At 74.6% G+C, this 14992-nt stretch carries 8 protein-coding genes; 4 read left to right on the plus strand and 4 right to left on the minus strand.

From position 1 onward, the window contains the following. Positions 1-203: 203 nt before the first annotated feature. Together ABD879_RS10060 and ABD879_RS10065 are read right to left on the minus strand one after the other, a co-directional pair. Entirely contained in the window at positions 204-1445 is a 1242-nt protein-coding gene (locus tag ABD879_RS10060) for a glycosyltransferase (protein ID WP_345019771.1), read from the minus strand. Between the two features lie 9 nt (positions 1446-1454). Next, positions 1455-3530 carry an MFS transporter gene (locus ABD879_RS10065; protein ID WP_345019773.1) on the minus strand — a complete coding sequence of 692 codons (2076 nt, stop codon included), beginning with the start codon at positions 3528-3530 and terminating at the stop codon, positions 1455-1457. A gap of 311 nt (positions 3531-3841) precedes the next feature. Here ABD879_RS10065 and ABD879_RS10070 point away from each other — a divergent pair, with 311 nt between their 5' ends. Then, positions 3842-10312, plus strand: a complete 6471-nt coding sequence (locus ABD879_RS10070) for an SDR family NAD(P)-dependent oxidoreductase (RefSeq protein ID WP_345019775.1) — start codon at positions 3842-3844, stop codon at positions 10310-10312. 44 nt (positions 10313-10356) lie between these two features. Further along, positions 10357-11691: a crotonyl-CoA carboxylase/reductase gene (gene ccrA / locus ABD879_RS10075; RefSeq protein ID WP_345019777.1), complete on the plus strand. Its 1335-nt coding sequence runs from the start codon at positions 10357-10359 to the stop codon at positions 11689-11691. 212 nt (positions 11692-11903) lie between these two features. Here ccrA and ABD879_RS10080 read toward each other — a convergent pair whose 3' ends face one another. Beyond that, complete coding sequence (locus tag ABD879_RS10080) at positions 11904-12638, minus strand: hypothetical protein (RefSeq protein ID WP_345019779.1); 735 nt, start codon at positions 12636-12638, stop codon at positions 11904-11906. Between the two features lie 65 nt (positions 12639-12703). Then, positions 12704-13234 (minus strand): alpha-ketoglutarate-dependent dioxygenase AlkB family protein, encoded by a 531-nt coding sequence (locus ABD879_RS10085; protein ID WP_345019781.1) that lies wholly within the window; start codon positions 13232-13234, stop codon positions 12704-12706. Between the two features lie 190 nt (positions 13235-13424). Here ABD879_RS10085 and ABD879_RS10090 point away from each other — a divergent pair, with 190 nt between their 5' ends. Further along, on the plus strand, positions 13425-13922 hold the full coding sequence (locus ABD879_RS10090; protein ID WP_345019783.1) for a hypothetical protein: 498 nt from the start codon (positions 13425-13427) through the stop codon (positions 13920-13922). Next, positions 13894-14763, plus strand: a complete 870-nt coding sequence (locus tag ABD879_RS10095; protein WP_345019785.1) for an alpha/beta fold hydrolase — start codon at positions 13894-13896, stop codon at positions 14761-14763. Before ABD879_RS10090 ends, ABD879_RS10095 begins: the two co-directional genes overlap by 29 nt. Positions 14764-14992: the final 229 nt, after the last annotated feature.

A 14992-nucleotide genomic window follows, 5' to 3' on the forward strand; every position in this document is an offset into this window, starting at 1 on the left:
GATTCGAGTGCGGCCGCTCCTCGCCTCACCACTGCCAAGGGCCGGTCTGGGTGAGCCGGTCGAGCAGCCGCGCCAACCGGCCCCGGCGCGCCGATGCGCACGTCGTGGCTCATGGGCGTCACCCGGTCTTGAGCAGGTGGGGAAGCTCGGTGATGCTCCAGGTCCGCCACTGCTGCGGGTGATCTGGTGGGGGCGGGACGGGGTTAGAGGGCGTCGATGAATCCGCAGGCTTTTTCCAGGCCGTTTTCGGTGCGGATGCGGCGGCCCAGGGCGGTGGCGCGTCGCCAGATGTCCTCGTCCTGGACGGCTTGCCGGATGGCCTGGGCCAGACGCGGCACCGTCAGGGTGCGGAAGGGCACGGGGCGCGGTCCGGCACCCAGGGCGGTGACGCGTTCGGCCCAGTAGGGCTGGTCGCCGAAAAACGGGCACACCACCGTGGGCACGCCCGCGCGCAGCCCGGCGGCCGTGGTGCCGGCGCCGCCGTGGTGGACGACGGCCGCCATCTGGGGGAACAGCCACGAGTGCGGCACGTCCCGTACGGCGAGAACGTCGTCGTCCGAAGTGGACGGGTCGCCCTGGACGATGCCGCGTACCCCGGCCAGGCGCAGGGCCGTACGGACGATCCGGTCGGTCATCACCGGGTCCTTGGGCACCATGCTGCCGAAGCCCACGTAGACGGGTGGCGTCCCGGAGGAGAGGAAGTCCTTCAGGTCGGTGGGGGGCTGCCAGGACGGCTCGTCCAAGAACCAGTAGCCCGTCACATGCACGTACCGGGGCCAGTCGCGGGGGCGGGGGACGACGCACGGGCTGAAGCACGCCAGCACGGGGCGGCCCTCGCGGCGCGCCTCGTGCATGGGGCCGCGCACGGACAGTTCCGGCAGCGCGAGGGCGTCGCGGCGCCACGCGTTGATGAACGGACGGGACAGCTGCCAGGCGAGCTGGTCGACGGCCAGGTAGCTCGCCCGGTTGCCCCAGGCGCCCAGCATGCGCGCCTGGGGGAGGAAGGGGTGCGGGAACGCGCCCGTGGGCTGGCTGGGCTGGAAGTGGATCAGCGCCCAGGGGATGCCCAGGTGTTCGCCCAGGTGGCGTCCGAGCAGGCCCAGCGTGGGGCTGAGGATGAGGTCGGCGTCTTTGGCGGCGTCCCGGCATTCGTTCAGCAGCCGTTCGGCCATGGGGCCGAGGATGCGCCGGAAGCCGCCGAGGAACGCGACGGGGTTGCGGCCCCCGGCGAGCAGTTCCTGGCCCGCGTCCGAGTTGAGGATCTCGGTGGGGTCGGCGGTGAGCGGCGCCAGGTCGAGCCCGGCGGCGAGGGCGAGGGGGGCGTAGCGGCCGCTGGCGACCAGGCGGACGTGATGGCCCCGGGCGGCCAGCGCCCGCCCGAGCGCCGCGCACGGCTGGACGTCGCCGCGCGACCCCGCGGCGAAGATCACGATTTTGCGGCTCAACGGTCCTCCTCACCAGGCGTCGCCGCGGCGGGGCACCTCCCACTCGCCCCACGGATCGGTGTCGTCCTCGGGGATGTACGGGTGGTACCAGCCTTCGGGCGGCGGAGGGAAGGGGCTGCGTGACGTCGCCTCACCGGACGCCGCAGTCTCGGACCGGGGCGCACCGCCGGGGTGCGCGACGTCCCGGTGCGGCCCGCTCCCGTTCGAGGGCATGGCTTGCCGGGTCCGGGCTGCGGCGTCGCCTGGTGGCGCCCCGTGCGCGGGCATCTCGGCGTGTGGGGGCATGGTGTCGCCCAGGGGCGGGGCCTCCCGGGGAGGCCTTCTCTCGGTTGGGTGCTGGGCGACGTCTCGGGGTGCTTCGGGGGCGCTTGGCGGCTTGTGTACGGGGGGCGTGTCCCAGGGGTGTGCGGCTTGGGTGGGCTTGGTGTCGTGGTCTCGCAGGCCGTACCGGGGGGACGCGCGTCGTGCGGCGTGGTGGGGCTGTGGGAGGTGTTCAGGCGGCGCCGGCCTGCGGGGTGCGGGGGCGTGTGGTTGCGCGGCGGGTGGGGCCGCCTTGCGGCGGGTCAAGGTGGCTTGGGGGTGTGCCGCCCCGGCGGTGTCCGCATGGTGGGCGGAGGTCTGGCCTGTGGGAACGGGGGCGGCCAGGGCGGGTTCGGGGGCGGGGGCGGCTTCCACGGGGGTGGAGCGCTTGCCGTGTTTGGGGCCCAGCCAGCCGCGTCTGCTGGGGAGGGTCAGGCCGCAGATGACGCCGCCGATCAGCACGGCGGCGGCGCCGACGATGAGGCCGGAGGCGGTGCCCTGGCGGAAGGTCTCCAGACTTTCGGCGCCCGCGCCCGGTTCCGGCACCTCGTGGACGAGCAGGCCGACGATGGCGATGCCGAACGCGCCGGACGCCTCGCGGATCACGTTGATGATGCCGCTGGCCACGCCGGCCTGGTGCTCGGGGATCGCCTTGAGCACGTACATCACCAGCGGCATGGCGAGCGCCGCCCCGGCGCCGACGATCATCACGCCGGGCATCAGCTCGGCGTAGCCGTCGCCGCGCCGCAGGGTGGCGAACAGGAACATGCCGAACGCCATCAGCGCCATGCCGCCGCCGATGGCGCCGCGCGGCCCGGCCTTGGCGGCCAGCCAGAAGCCGACGGGGGTCAGCACCATGATGGCGATGGACGGCGGCAGCATGACCAGGCCCGCCTCGGGCGGGGTGAAGCCCAGGTAGCGCTGCAGGAACGTGGCCGAGTAGAAGATCATGCCGTTGAAGCCGATGCCGTAGAGCATCTGCGACAGCAGGCCCCCGGTGAACACCCGGTTGCGGAGGAACCGCAGGTCGATCATGGGGTCGGGGGCCCAGCTCTCCACCGCCACGAAGCAGACCAGGGCGATCAGCACCAGGCCGAACACGCTGAGGACGGACGGGTCGGTCCAGCCGACCGTGCGCCCCTCCTCGAGCCCGTAGATGAAGGCGAACAGCAGGGTCGCCGAGATCAGCACGCCGGGCAGGTCCACCCGGGCGTCGGCGTTCTCGCCGTGGCCGGTCAGCACGACCAGGCCGAGCAGGATGACCAGGACGCCCGGCACGATGTTGATGAGGAAGATCCAGCCCCAGTGCCAGTGCTGGACGATGAGCCCGCCGATGGTGGGGCCGAGGGCGGTGGCGGCCGAGCCCGCGCCCACCCATACGATCATGCCGATGGAGCGCTGCTTGTCGCTGCGGCCCACGGTGACCATGACCTGGGTGGCGGGCAGCGCCAGCGCGGCGCCCGCCCCCTGCGCGACCCGGGCCAGGATCAGCACGGTCGCGTCGGGCGCCAGGCCGCAGGCGGCGGACGCCGCCGTGAACAGCGTCATGCCCGACACGAACGTGATCCGGCAGCCGTAGACGTCGGTCAGCCTCCCGCCCGCGATCATCAGGCAGGAGAACATCAGGATGTAGCCGGTGGCGACCCAGTCCTTGGCCGTGGCGGACATGTGCAGGTCGGCCATGATGGTGGGCAGGGCGTTGGCGACCACCGTGTTGTCCATGGTGATCATGAACGCGCTGACGGCGACGACCGCCAGCGCCCATCTGTATCGGCCGTGGGTCAACGCACCTGCGCGGCGCTCTTCCCCCGGGCCCGGACGGCCGGGCCGGAACGCGGGGAAACGGGCCGCTTCCCCCTACAAGCGTGAGTGGCTATTGTGACGGTTTGTTTGCGGGTGGTCACCGTTCCTTGTGCTCGGACCGGGTCGTCCAACTATCCCATGAGGCCACAGCGGCGGGCGTGGGGTCTTGTCATGGCGGTGACAAGGAAGCCCCGAAGAAAGTGGTCTGGATGCGCATCGGGGGCCGGTGATCGTAGGACAAGGTGGACCCTCCGCTTCGAACGATCCTTGGATTCATTGGGGGATCCGCACGCATGCAGAGCACCGATCGTTCCGGAGCCGCGCCAGACGGCACGCGGATCAGCGAGGATTCGGTTCGCCGGTTCCTGGTCGAGCAGATCGCGCGCCGCTCCGGCATCCCCGCCGCCGACATCGACACCGCCCGCCCCCTGGAGGAGTTCGGGCTGGCCTCGCGTGACGCGGTGGCGGTCGCGGGCGAGCTGGAACGGCTGCTCGGCCGGGCGCTGCCCGCGACGCTCGTCTGGGAGCATCCGACGATCGACCGGCTGTCGGCCGCGCTCGTCCCCGGCGGCCGCCCGCACGAGGCTCCGGAAGAGGCGGCGCCGGCCGAGCGGCCGCGCGCGGATGAGCCGATCGCCGTGATCGGTGTCGGCTGCCGCTTCCCCGGCGGCGACCGCGACCTGTGCGGCCCCGACGCGTACTGGCGTTTCCTGAACGGGCGCGGCGACGCGATCCGCGAGGTGCCCGCGGACCGCTGGGCGCCGTTCGACGACGGGTCCCCCGAGGTGGCCGACCGGCTCGCCGCCACCACCCGGCTGGGCGGCTTCCTGGACGACGTCGCCGCGTTCGACGCCGAGTTCTTCGGCATCACCCCGCGCGAGGCCGCCGTGATGGACCCGCAGCAGCGGCTCGTCCTGGAGGTGGCCTGGGAGGCGTTCGAGCACGCCGGGCTCGGCCCGGCGGCGCTGCGCGGCTCCCGCACGGGCGTGTTCGTGGGCGTGTCGGCGCCCGAGTACGCCGCGTTCACCGCCTCCGACCTGGCCGCGCTGGAGGCGTTCACCGCGACGGGCGCGGCGCTCAGCATCGTCGCCAACCGGCTGTCGTACCTGCTGGATCTGCGCGGCCCCAGCATGATCGTCGATACGGCGTGCTCGTCGTCGCTGGTGGCGGCGCATCTGGCGGTGCGGGCGCTGCGCGACGGGGAGGCCGACGTGGCGCTGGCGGGCGGCGTCAACGTGCTGCTGTCCCCGACCATCACGATGACGTTCGACCAGGCGGGCGGCACCGCCGCCGACGGGCGCTGCAAGGCGTTCGACGCCTCCGCCGACGGCATGGTCCGCGCCGAGGGCTGCGGTGCGCTGGTGCTCAAGCGGCTGGCGGACGCGCGGCGCGACGGCGACCGGGTGCTGGCGGTGATCCGCGGCAGCGGCGTCAACTCCGACGGCCGCTCCAACGGCCTGGTCGCCCCCAATTCCGAGGCGCAGAAGGCGCTGCTGCGGCAGGTGTACGCGGCCGCCGGGACCGATCCGCGCGACGTCGACTACGTGGAGGCGCACGGCACCGGCACGTTCCTCGGCGACCCGATCGAGGCGGCCGCGCTGGGCGAGGTGCTCGGCGCGGGCCGGGACGCCGACGCCCCGCTGCTGATCGGGTCGGTCAAGTCCAACCTCGGCCACCTGGAGTCGGCGGCGGGCGCGGCGGCGCTGGTCAAGACCGTGCTCGCCCTGCACCACGGGGTGATCCCGCCGAGCATCCACTACAAGAAGCCCAACCCGCACATTCCGTTCGACGATCTGCGGCTGCGGGTGGTTGCGGACGAGACGCCGTGGCCGCGGCGGGGCCGTCCCGCCCTGGCGGGCGTGTCGGGCTTCGGGTTCGGCGGGACGAACGCGCATCTGGTCCTGGAGCAGGCGCCCGAGCCGGCGCCGCGCCCGTCGCCGCCCGCCGCGACGCGGCTGTTCCTGCTGTCGGACACGGCCGACGACCGCGTCCGCGACCATGCGGCCGCGCTCGCCGACTGGCTGGGCGGCCGCGACGACGTGTCGCTCGCCGACCTCGCCTACACCCTGCACCGCCGCAACGGACGCGGCCGGGCCCGCGCCGCCGTCGCCGCCCGCGACCGGGCCGGGCTGCTGGACGGGCTCGCCGCGCTGGCCGAGGGCCGTCCGCACCCCGCCGTCGTCACCGGCACCGCGCTCGGCGCGCCCGGCAAACCGGTGTGGGTGTTCTCCGGCTATGGGGCGCAGCGCGCCGGCATGGGGCAGGCCCTGCTGGAGGAGGAGCCCGCGTTCGCCGAGGCCATCGACGACCTGGACGCGCTGTTCGCCGAGGAGGGCGGCCCCGCGCTGTGGGACCTGCTGGAGTCGGGCGCCGCGCCGGACGGCCCGGTCGAGGCGATGTGCGCGCTGTTCGCCGTGCAGATCGGGCTGGCCCGCACGTGGGCGTCGTACGGGGTGACGCCGGGCGCGGTGATCGGCCACTCGATGGGCGAGGTCGCCGCCGCCGTCGTGGCCGGGGCGCTCAGCCTGGCGGACGGCGTCCGGGTGATCCACCGCCGGTCCCGGCTGCTGACCCGGCTGGTCGGCGGCGGCGCCATGGCGGTGCTGGGCGCGTCGGCCGCCGAAGCGGAGCGGCTGGCCGGCGGGCTGCCGGACGTGCACGCCGCCGTCCACTCCTCGCCCCGGCAGACCGTCGTCACCGGCGACGCCGACCAGATCGCCGAGGTCGTGGCGCGCGCCGAGGCGGAGGGCCGGCTGGCCCGCATGGTCAAGGCCGAGGGCGCGGGCCACTCCCCGCAGGTCGATCCGCTGGTGCCGGAACTGCGCGAGCAGCTCGCCGAGGTCGGTGCCGAGCCCGGCACGCCCCTCGCCGACGGCGTCCGCTTCTACACGACCGCGCTGGACGACCCGCGCGCCCACCTGTCCGACGCGCCCTCGCTCGGCGCCGACCACTGGGCCGCGAACCTGCGCAACCCGGTGCGGCTCACCGACGCGGTGACGGCCGCGTCCGAGGACGGCTTCCGCACGTTCGTCGAGGTCAACGCGCACGCGCTGCTGGCGCACGCGCTCGGCGAGACCCTGGAGGGCACCGGCGCGTTCGTCACCCACACCCTCAAGCGCGCCCCCAAGGGGCAGCGGACCGACGACACGCTGACCTTCCACGCCCGGCTCGGCGCCCTCGCCTGCCTCGGGCACGCCACGGCCGCCCCGTCCGACGGCGCCGTGATCGACGTGCCGCACTCGCCGTGGCGGCACGGACGCCACTGGGTGGACCTGTCCCGCCGCGGCACCGGAGGCCGCGACGAGCACCCGCTGCTCGGCGCGCACGTCGAGCTGCCCGGCGAGGACCGGCACGCCTGGCGCGCCGACGTCGGCACCGCCGCGCAGCCGTGGCTGGCGGACGTGCGCGTCCACGGGGCGAACGTGCTGCCCGTCGCGGCCGTCGCCGAGATGGCCCTCGCGGCGGGCGCCGCCGCGCTCGGCGACCGGCGGATGCGCGTCACCGGCCTGAGCATGGAGCGGCCGCTCGCGCTGACCGAGCACACCACCGTCACCACCACCTTCGGCGAGGACGACCACCGCGTCGAGATCCACGCGCGGACGCCCGCCGGCACCTGGACGCGGCTGGCCGTCGCGGACGTCGGCGCCGACCACCGCCCGCCGCCCGCCCCGCTGACCGGGCCGTCCGCGCAGGTGGCCGGGGCCGACCGGGGCAGCCGCCACTACCTGCTGCATCCCGAGGTGTTCGACCGCTGCCTGGCCGTGCTGACGGCCGAGGCGGCGCGCGCCGACGAGGGCGTGTGGCTGCCCGAGACGATCGGCGGGCTGCACGTGTACGGGCCGACGCACCGCGGCGGGCAGGTCCGCGTCGAGGTCGCGCCCGCCGACGGGGGGCTGCTCGGTGCCCTGCAGCTGCTGGGCCCCGACGGCGACGTGCTCGCCGAGGCCACCGAGATCGGCCTGCGCAAGGTGGAGCGCGCGGACGTGCCCGTCCCGCTCACCGACAAGATCGCCGAAGTGGTGTGGGACGAGGAGCCCGCGCCCGCGCCGGCCGGGCCGCGCGACTGGCTGCTGCTCGCCGACCGCGACGACGCCCTGGCCGCCGCCGTCGCGTCCGCGCTGGAGTCGCACGGCCACCGCGTCGCGCGCCGCGAACTGTCCGCCGAGCCGGACGCCGTGCCCGGCGGCGACGCGGCGGGCGTGCTGGCCGTGCCGCCGCCCGACCTGGTCGACGAGCAACTCGTCCGCACCGTCGCCGGGGTCGCCCGCGCGCTGCCCGACACCGCGCGCCTGTGGGTCGCGACCCGCCGCGCCCTGCCCGTCGAGGACGGCGAAGGCGGCGAACCGAACCAGGGGTTCGTCCGCGCGCTCACCCGGGTGCTGGCGTTCGAGCGGCCCGCACTGCGCGCCACGCTGGTCGACGTGGACCGCCCGGCCGACCTGGTGGACGAGCTGCTCGGCGACGGCGCCGCCCGCGAGGTCGCCTGGCGCCGCGGGGTCCGCCGCGTCGCCCGCCTCGCCCGCGCGCGGCTGCCCGCGCCCGAGGGCCGGCCGCGCCGCGTCGTGCGGCGCGGCGGCGCGTACATCATCACCGGCGGCTACGGCGGGATCGGCCTGGTCACCGCCCGGCTGCTGGCCGAACGCGGCGCCGGGCGGCTGGTGCTGTCGGGCCGGTCGGGGCCGGACGCCGATGCCGAGAAGGAGATCACCCGCCTGCGGGAGAGCGGCGTGGACGTGGACGTCGTGCTCGGCGACGTCGCCGCGCCCGGCACCGCCGACCGGCTCGTCGCCGCCGCCCGCGACGGCGGGAAGCGCCTGTGCGGGGTCGTGCACGGCGCGGGCGTCCTCGCCGACGGCCTCATCGCCGATCTGCGCGCCGACGACCTGCACCGGGTGTGGGCGGCGAAGGTGGAGGGCGCGCGGGCGCTCAGCGCCGCCACCTGGGACCTGGACCTCGACTGGTTCGTCACGCACTCGTCGGCGGCCGCGCTGCTCGGCTCCCCGGGGCAGGCCGCCTACGCCGCCGCGAACGCCGCGCTGGACGCCCTCGCCGCGTACCGCCGCGCCCACGGCCGCCCCGCCACGACGGTCAACTGGGGCACCTGGTCGCGGGTCGGCGGCGCCGCGAAGCTGTCGGTGGCGGTGCTGGACCCGATCAGCCCGGAGGAGGGCGCCGAGGCGCTGGAGGCGCTGCTGGCGGCCGACCGTCCCGCGACCGGCGTGCTGCGCTTCGACCCGGCCGCGGCCGTCGAGCTGTTCCCCGAGATCGCGGACATGCCGTACTTCGCGGCGCTCACCGAGGCGGCCGCCGCGGCGGCGCAGGGGGGCGGCGCGGACGACTGGCCCGGCATCGACGCGGTCCGGCGGCTCGACCCCGCCGAGGCCCGCGCCGCCATCGCCGCCCGCGTCCGCTACCGGATCGCCTCGGTGCTGGGCTTCGCCCCCGAACGGCTCGACCCGTCCGTCCCGCTCACCGACCTCGGCCTGGACTCCCTGGTGGCGGTGCGCATCAAGAGCGGCGTCGAACACGACCTCGGCCTGACCGTCCCGCCGTCGGTGCTGCTCAAGGGCGCCAGCGTCGACGTGTTCGAGGAGTGGGCCGCCGGGGAGCTCGGCCTCGCCTCCGCCGCGCCGCCCGCGCCCCCGTCCGCCACGGCGAACGCCGTCAGCGGGTACGTCATGCCGCGCGACGCCGCCGAACGCCTCGCCGTGCGGATCTTCGAGGACGTGCTCGGCCTGGACCGGGTCAGCGTCACCGCCGACCTGTTCGCCGACCTCGGCGGCGGCGACGACCACGCCGACCGCATCGTCGCGCGGGTCGCCGCGGAGTTCGGCGGGGAGGTCACCCGGGGCGAACTGCTGGCCGTGCCGACCGCCGAGCACGTCGCCGGGTTCCTGCGCGCCGCCGACGAGCAGGCCGCGCGGCAGACGATCCGCCCGTTGCGCGCCGCCGGCACCCGCCGCCCGCTGTTCCTCGCGCACCCGGCGGGCGGCACCACCGCCTGCTACCGGCAGCTCGCCGCGCTGCTCGGCGACGACCAGCCCGTCCACGGCCTCGAACGGTTCGACGACGCCCCGCCGGTGACCGAACGCGCCGCCCGCTACGCCGAACGCCTGGTGGAGGCGCAGCCGGAGGGCGCGTTCCGGCTCGGCGGCTGGTCGTTCGGCGGCGTGCTGGCCTACGAGACGGCGCGGCAGCTCACCGCCGCCGGACGCGAGGTCGAACTGGTGGCCCTGTTCGACGCGGGGCTGCCGCTGCCGGTCGACGACGAGTCCGACACCCTGGCCCGCCGCTTCTCCGCGTTCGCCGACTACGTCAACCAGACCTACGGCCTCGACATCGTCCTGCCCTACGAGGAGCTGTCGGGGCTGTCGGAGGACGAGCAGTTCGCGCTGGTCATGGAACGCGCCGCCCCGCTGGTCGACCACATCCCCCCGGCCGCGCTCACCCACCAGCTCACCTCCCACCAGGACACCCGCTCCCTGGAGGCGTACCAGCCGCAGCCCTACGACGGCCGCGTCGTGCTCTACCGCGCCCCGGAGAAGACGCCCTGGGCCGTCCAGGACGTCCGCTACGTCCTCGACGCCACCAACGGGTTCGGCCCGCTGTGCCCGAACCTGGAGATCGTGCCGATCCCCGGGGCGCACCATCTCAACCTGCTCGACCCCCCTGCCGTGCACGTCCTCGCGGCCGACCTGGGGGAACGGCTCGCCGTGGGCGCGACGGACGAGGACGGCCTGCCGGCGACCGCGCCGGCCCCCTAGGCTCCCGGGCCACCCCCTGCCCCCGCCCAATACGGAGGAGATCCATGGTTCAGCCCGCCTCGTCCGATGCGCTGCTCGACGCCGTCCGCGCCGGAGCCGACGGCCGGCAGCTGCTGGACTGCCCGCTGCCCACCCGGTTCCGCGCCGCCCACCTCCGCAAGGACGAGGTGGGCATCTTCGCGGGCCAGACCGACAAGGACGTGCGCCGCTCCATCCACGTCGGCGAGGTCGAGATGCCCGAGCCGGCGCCCGACGAGTGCGTGGTCGCCGTCATGGCCGCCGCGATCAACTTCAACACCGTCTGGTCGGCCATCTTCGAGCCGGTGCCGACGTTCGCGTTCCTGGAGAAGTTCGGCCGCCAGGGCTGGTACGGCGCCCGCCACGACCTGCCCTACCACATCGTCGGCTCGGACGCGGCCGGCGTCGTCGTGCGCACCGGCGCGGGCGTCAAGAAGTGGAAGCCGGGCGACCGCGTGGTGGTGTCCCCGGCCTACGTCGACGAGGAGGACCACGGCTCCTACGACGACGGCATGATGAGCGAGACCCAGCTCGCCTGGGGCTTCGAGACCAACTTCGGCGGCCTGGCCGAGTACTGCGTCGTCAAGGCCAACCAGCTCATCCGCAAGCCCGGCCACCTCACCTGGGAGGAGGCCGCGTCCAACACCCTGTGCGCGGCCACCGCGTACCGCATGCTCGTCGGCTCGCACGGCGCCCGCATGAAGCAGGGCGACGTCGTGCTCATCTGGGGCGCGACGGGCGGGCTCGGCTCGTACGCCACCCAGCTGGTGAAGAACGGCGGCGGCATCCCGGTGGCGGTGGTGTCGTCGGAGGAGAAGGCCGAGCTGGTGCGCGCCCAGGGCTGCGAGCACGTCATCAACCGCACCGAGCTGGACCTGGGCGAGCAGGGCATGCGCCACCCGAAGGCGGGCCGCGTCCTCGGCGAGGCGATCCGCCGCCGCGTCGGCGAGGACCCGGGCATCGTCTTCGAGTACCTCGGCCGCGAGACGTTCGGCGCCTCCGTCTACGTCGCCAAGCGCGGCGGCAAGATCGTCACCTGCGGGTCGTCCACCGGCTACCGGCACGAGTACGACAACCGCTTCCTGTGGATGCGCCTGAAGAGCATCATCGGCTCGCACGGCTTCAACTACGCCGAGGCCGTCGAGGTCAACCGGCTCATCTCGCTCGGCATGATCCACCCCACCTTGTCGGCCGTGTACCCGCTGGAGCAGACGGGCGAGGCCGCCCGCGTCGTGCAGACCAACCGGCACGTCGGCAAGGTGGCCGTGCTGTGCGCCGCCACCGAGGAGGGGCAGGGCGTGGACGACCCGGCCCTGCGCGAACGCATCGGCGAGGAAAAGCTCACGCTCTACCGCCGGTGACCCCCGGTCAGGCGTCTCGGCGGACGGTCATACGAACCACGCCGTAGGTATCGGCGCGTCGTCGCGCACCGGGTGATCAGTTCTGGTCCGGGGCGTGGCTGCGGGCGCGGTGTGGGTGAGTGGTGCGCCGTGGCCGTCGGCTTCGCGGGCGGTGTGTCCGGTGTGCGCGGCGGTGTTGCGAGGCGGGGTCTCCTACCGCCGGTGACCTCCGGTCAGGCGTTGCGGCGGACGGTTAGGCGTACTGTGCCGTAGGTGTAGCGGCCGTCGTCGCGCACGGCGACGATGAGTGCTGGGCCGGGGCGAAGCGACGGTCCGGCGTGCGTGAAGGGGGCGTCGCGGCCGTCGGCCTCGCGGATCGCCCCGACGGCCCCGCGGACGATGTGTCCGGCCTGGACGGCGGTGTAGCCGGGCGGGACCTCGGTGGCGGAGCGCATCCGCGGCCGGGGGGCCACCACGGCGCGGTCGGCCGGTTCCTGGATGCGCACGGTGGCGGGGACGTCCGGGTCGATCCGGCCGTCGGGTGTGCCGTCCGCCCGGGAGTGGACGACCACCGCGCGCACCGGCCGCAGCGAGTTGTTCTCCACGAGCAGGTAGAGGAACCGGCTGGGCGTACCGCGCCCCTGCGTGGCGGAGGCGATCAGCTGCCAGGCCGCCGCCGCGTGCGACGACGGTTTGAGGTCGTCCAGCGCCGCAGCCAGGGCGTGCCGGGTGCCGTATCGCCGCTGCGCCTCGGGGGTGAGCATGCCCCACGCCGCCGGGACGTCGCCGTCCGCCACGGCCTTTTGCCACTGCTCCGGGACGTCCTCGATGGCGCTGGTGTCCGGCGGCAGTTGGCAGCAGACGTGGTCGGAGTGCGCCGACCAGGGTTTCGTCACCACGACGGTGAGCACGACCGCCGCGCCCAGCAGGAGCCCGCCCAACACCAGCGCCCACCGCTTCGCACCCACAGGCACCCCCACGTCTCGTCTCCGATATGGATGCCCGCGGCGTGCCCGGGGTTCCGCCTCCCGGCTCATCCTTCCGTTGCGAAGCGGCGGAAGGTGAGGCTGATGCGCAGGCCCGTGGAGGCGGTGCGGGGGACGCCGTGGGCCCAATGGCGCTGCGTTGCGCGCGTCATCAGCAGCAGCGACCCGTGCTCCAGGGCGAGTTCGATGCGGTGTGTCCGGTCGAGTGTGCGGAACACCAGGGTGCGGGTCGCGCCGAGCGACACGATCGCGATGGCGCTGTCCGGGACGAGGCCGTCGTAGGAGTCCCGGTGGAAGCCCATGGTGTTGTCGCCGGTGTCGTACCGGTTCGCCAGACAGTTGTTGAAGGGATGGCCGGCGTGCTCGGCGGCGCGGGCCGCGACCGCGGCGATCCGCGGCGGCATCTCCGCGGGCTCGTAGTGCTGGCCGGAGTAGTCGTACGGGACGCCGAAGCTCGCGGTGCGGCGTGCGCGCATGCGGTCGTCCCAGGCCACCTCGGTGAGGAGGGAGGCGAGGACGTCGTCGGCGTCAGGCAGCGCGTTCGGGATGCAGCGGACGTCGAGTGGCGGTGCGGTCATCGTTCTCCTGCGCGAAACGGGGGCCGAACCGGTGGGGTGGTGCGGCCTTCCGTTGTCGCTCGCGACGATGAGACGCCATGGGCGGGACCCTACGCAGGGGCCCGCCCGGAAGCCATCGATTATTCGCTTCAAGCCGGGTCCTCGGCCGCTACTTGACGCTGGAGCGCAAGTACTTGCTAGAGTCCGTCAAGTGACGACTACGGACGATCACGTCGAGCTGGTGGCCGAGCTGGTCGGGGTGCTGGAGGCGCGGCTGCTCGACCCGCTGGAGATCCTGCTGGCCTCCGCCGAGCCGCTCGCCCCGATCAGGGAGCGGCTGCGCGTGGAGGCCGAGGTCTGGGCCGCCCAGCTGCTCGGCGCCGACCGGGAGCGGGCCGCCTCGACCGCGGCCCGGCTCATCGGCGCGCTGTTCCCCGGCGACGCCCCCTTCGACCCGCCCGCCTCGTGGTGGCGCACCGCGCTGGGACGCGCCGTGGCCCGCGCGATCGGCCACCCCGCGGCGGAGGCCGTGTCGTACAGCACCGCGGGGGCGATGCTCGGCATCACCCGGCAGGGCGTCCACGACCTGGTCAAGCGCGGCAAGCTCGACAGGCATCCCGACGGCGGCGTCACCACCTCGTCCATCCGCGACCGACTCGACCGCCCCCAGGAGAGCACCCGTGACAGCACACGACACGATCATCAGTGACCGGCCGGTCCCGCTGGCCGTCCGCGACCACGGCGGCACCGGAAGCCCCGTGCTGCTGCTGCACGGCCTGGGCGGCACCCTCCTGCACTGGGACCCGCTCGCGCCGCTGCTGACCGGCGCTCACCGCGTCGTCTCGATGGACCTGCGCGGGCACGGGCTGTCCGGCGACGGGCCGTGGGAATGGGAGGCGGTGTTGGACGACGTGCAGGCGGTCGTCGACCACTTCGGCCTTGACACCCCTCTGGTGGTGGGCCACTCCCTCGGCGGCATGGTCGCGGTGCAGTGGGCGCTGCGCCACCCCGACGGTCCCGGCATCGTCAACCTCGACGGACTGCGCTCGGCCGAGACCGCCCCGCAGCACTACGCGGGAATCGGACAGGAGGAACTGGACGCGCTCCTGGCGGAGGTGAAGGCCGTCTTCGACGCCCAGGCCGAGGCGATGGCCCGGCCGCTCCCGGAGGCCCACGCCGCGATGCTTCCCCAGCGGGCGCTGCGCACCACCGACGAGGGCGTCTTCGCGCGGCCGGACGCCGCACTGGCCGGGCAGATCAGGTACGACCCGCACTTCCAGGACAGCGTCGCGGCCGCGGCCGGCATCCGCTGCCCCGCCCTGTTCGTCCTGGCCACCAGGGACATGCCCGGCCTGCCCGGTCGCGTCGGCGAGCTGATGGCGGCGCAGCGCGCGGGAATCCGCCGCGACCTGCTGCCCCTCGCCGCCGACCGGCCGCACCTGCGCGTGCTCGAACTGGACGCCGGCCACAACATGGTCGCCGAACAGCCCGAGCGAATCGCCCAGGCCGTGCTGGACCACCTGGCGGAGACCACAGCGCAAGGGGCCTGAGCGGTCGCGCCGGCCACCGCGCCGGGAACCGGTCGCGCGACCTTGCTGACATCGCCGTGACACCCGGGTACCGCTTGTCCGCGGTACCCGGGTGCAGTGTTACGAGGGTCTGCGCAGGCCGGCGGTGACGTGGCGGCGCCAGGTGTGTTGTTCGGGCAGGTTGGTTGCGCGGTCGGCTGCGGTCTGCCCGTGGTGTCGGTGGTTGCACCAGGCGGGACGGCCTGTTGTT

It is taken from the genome of Actinomadura keratinilytica (assembly GCF_039539665.1).
GTDB classification, from domain to species: domain Bacteria; phylum Actinomycetota; class Actinomycetes; order Streptosporangiales; family Streptosporangiaceae; genus Spirillospora; species Spirillospora keratinilytica.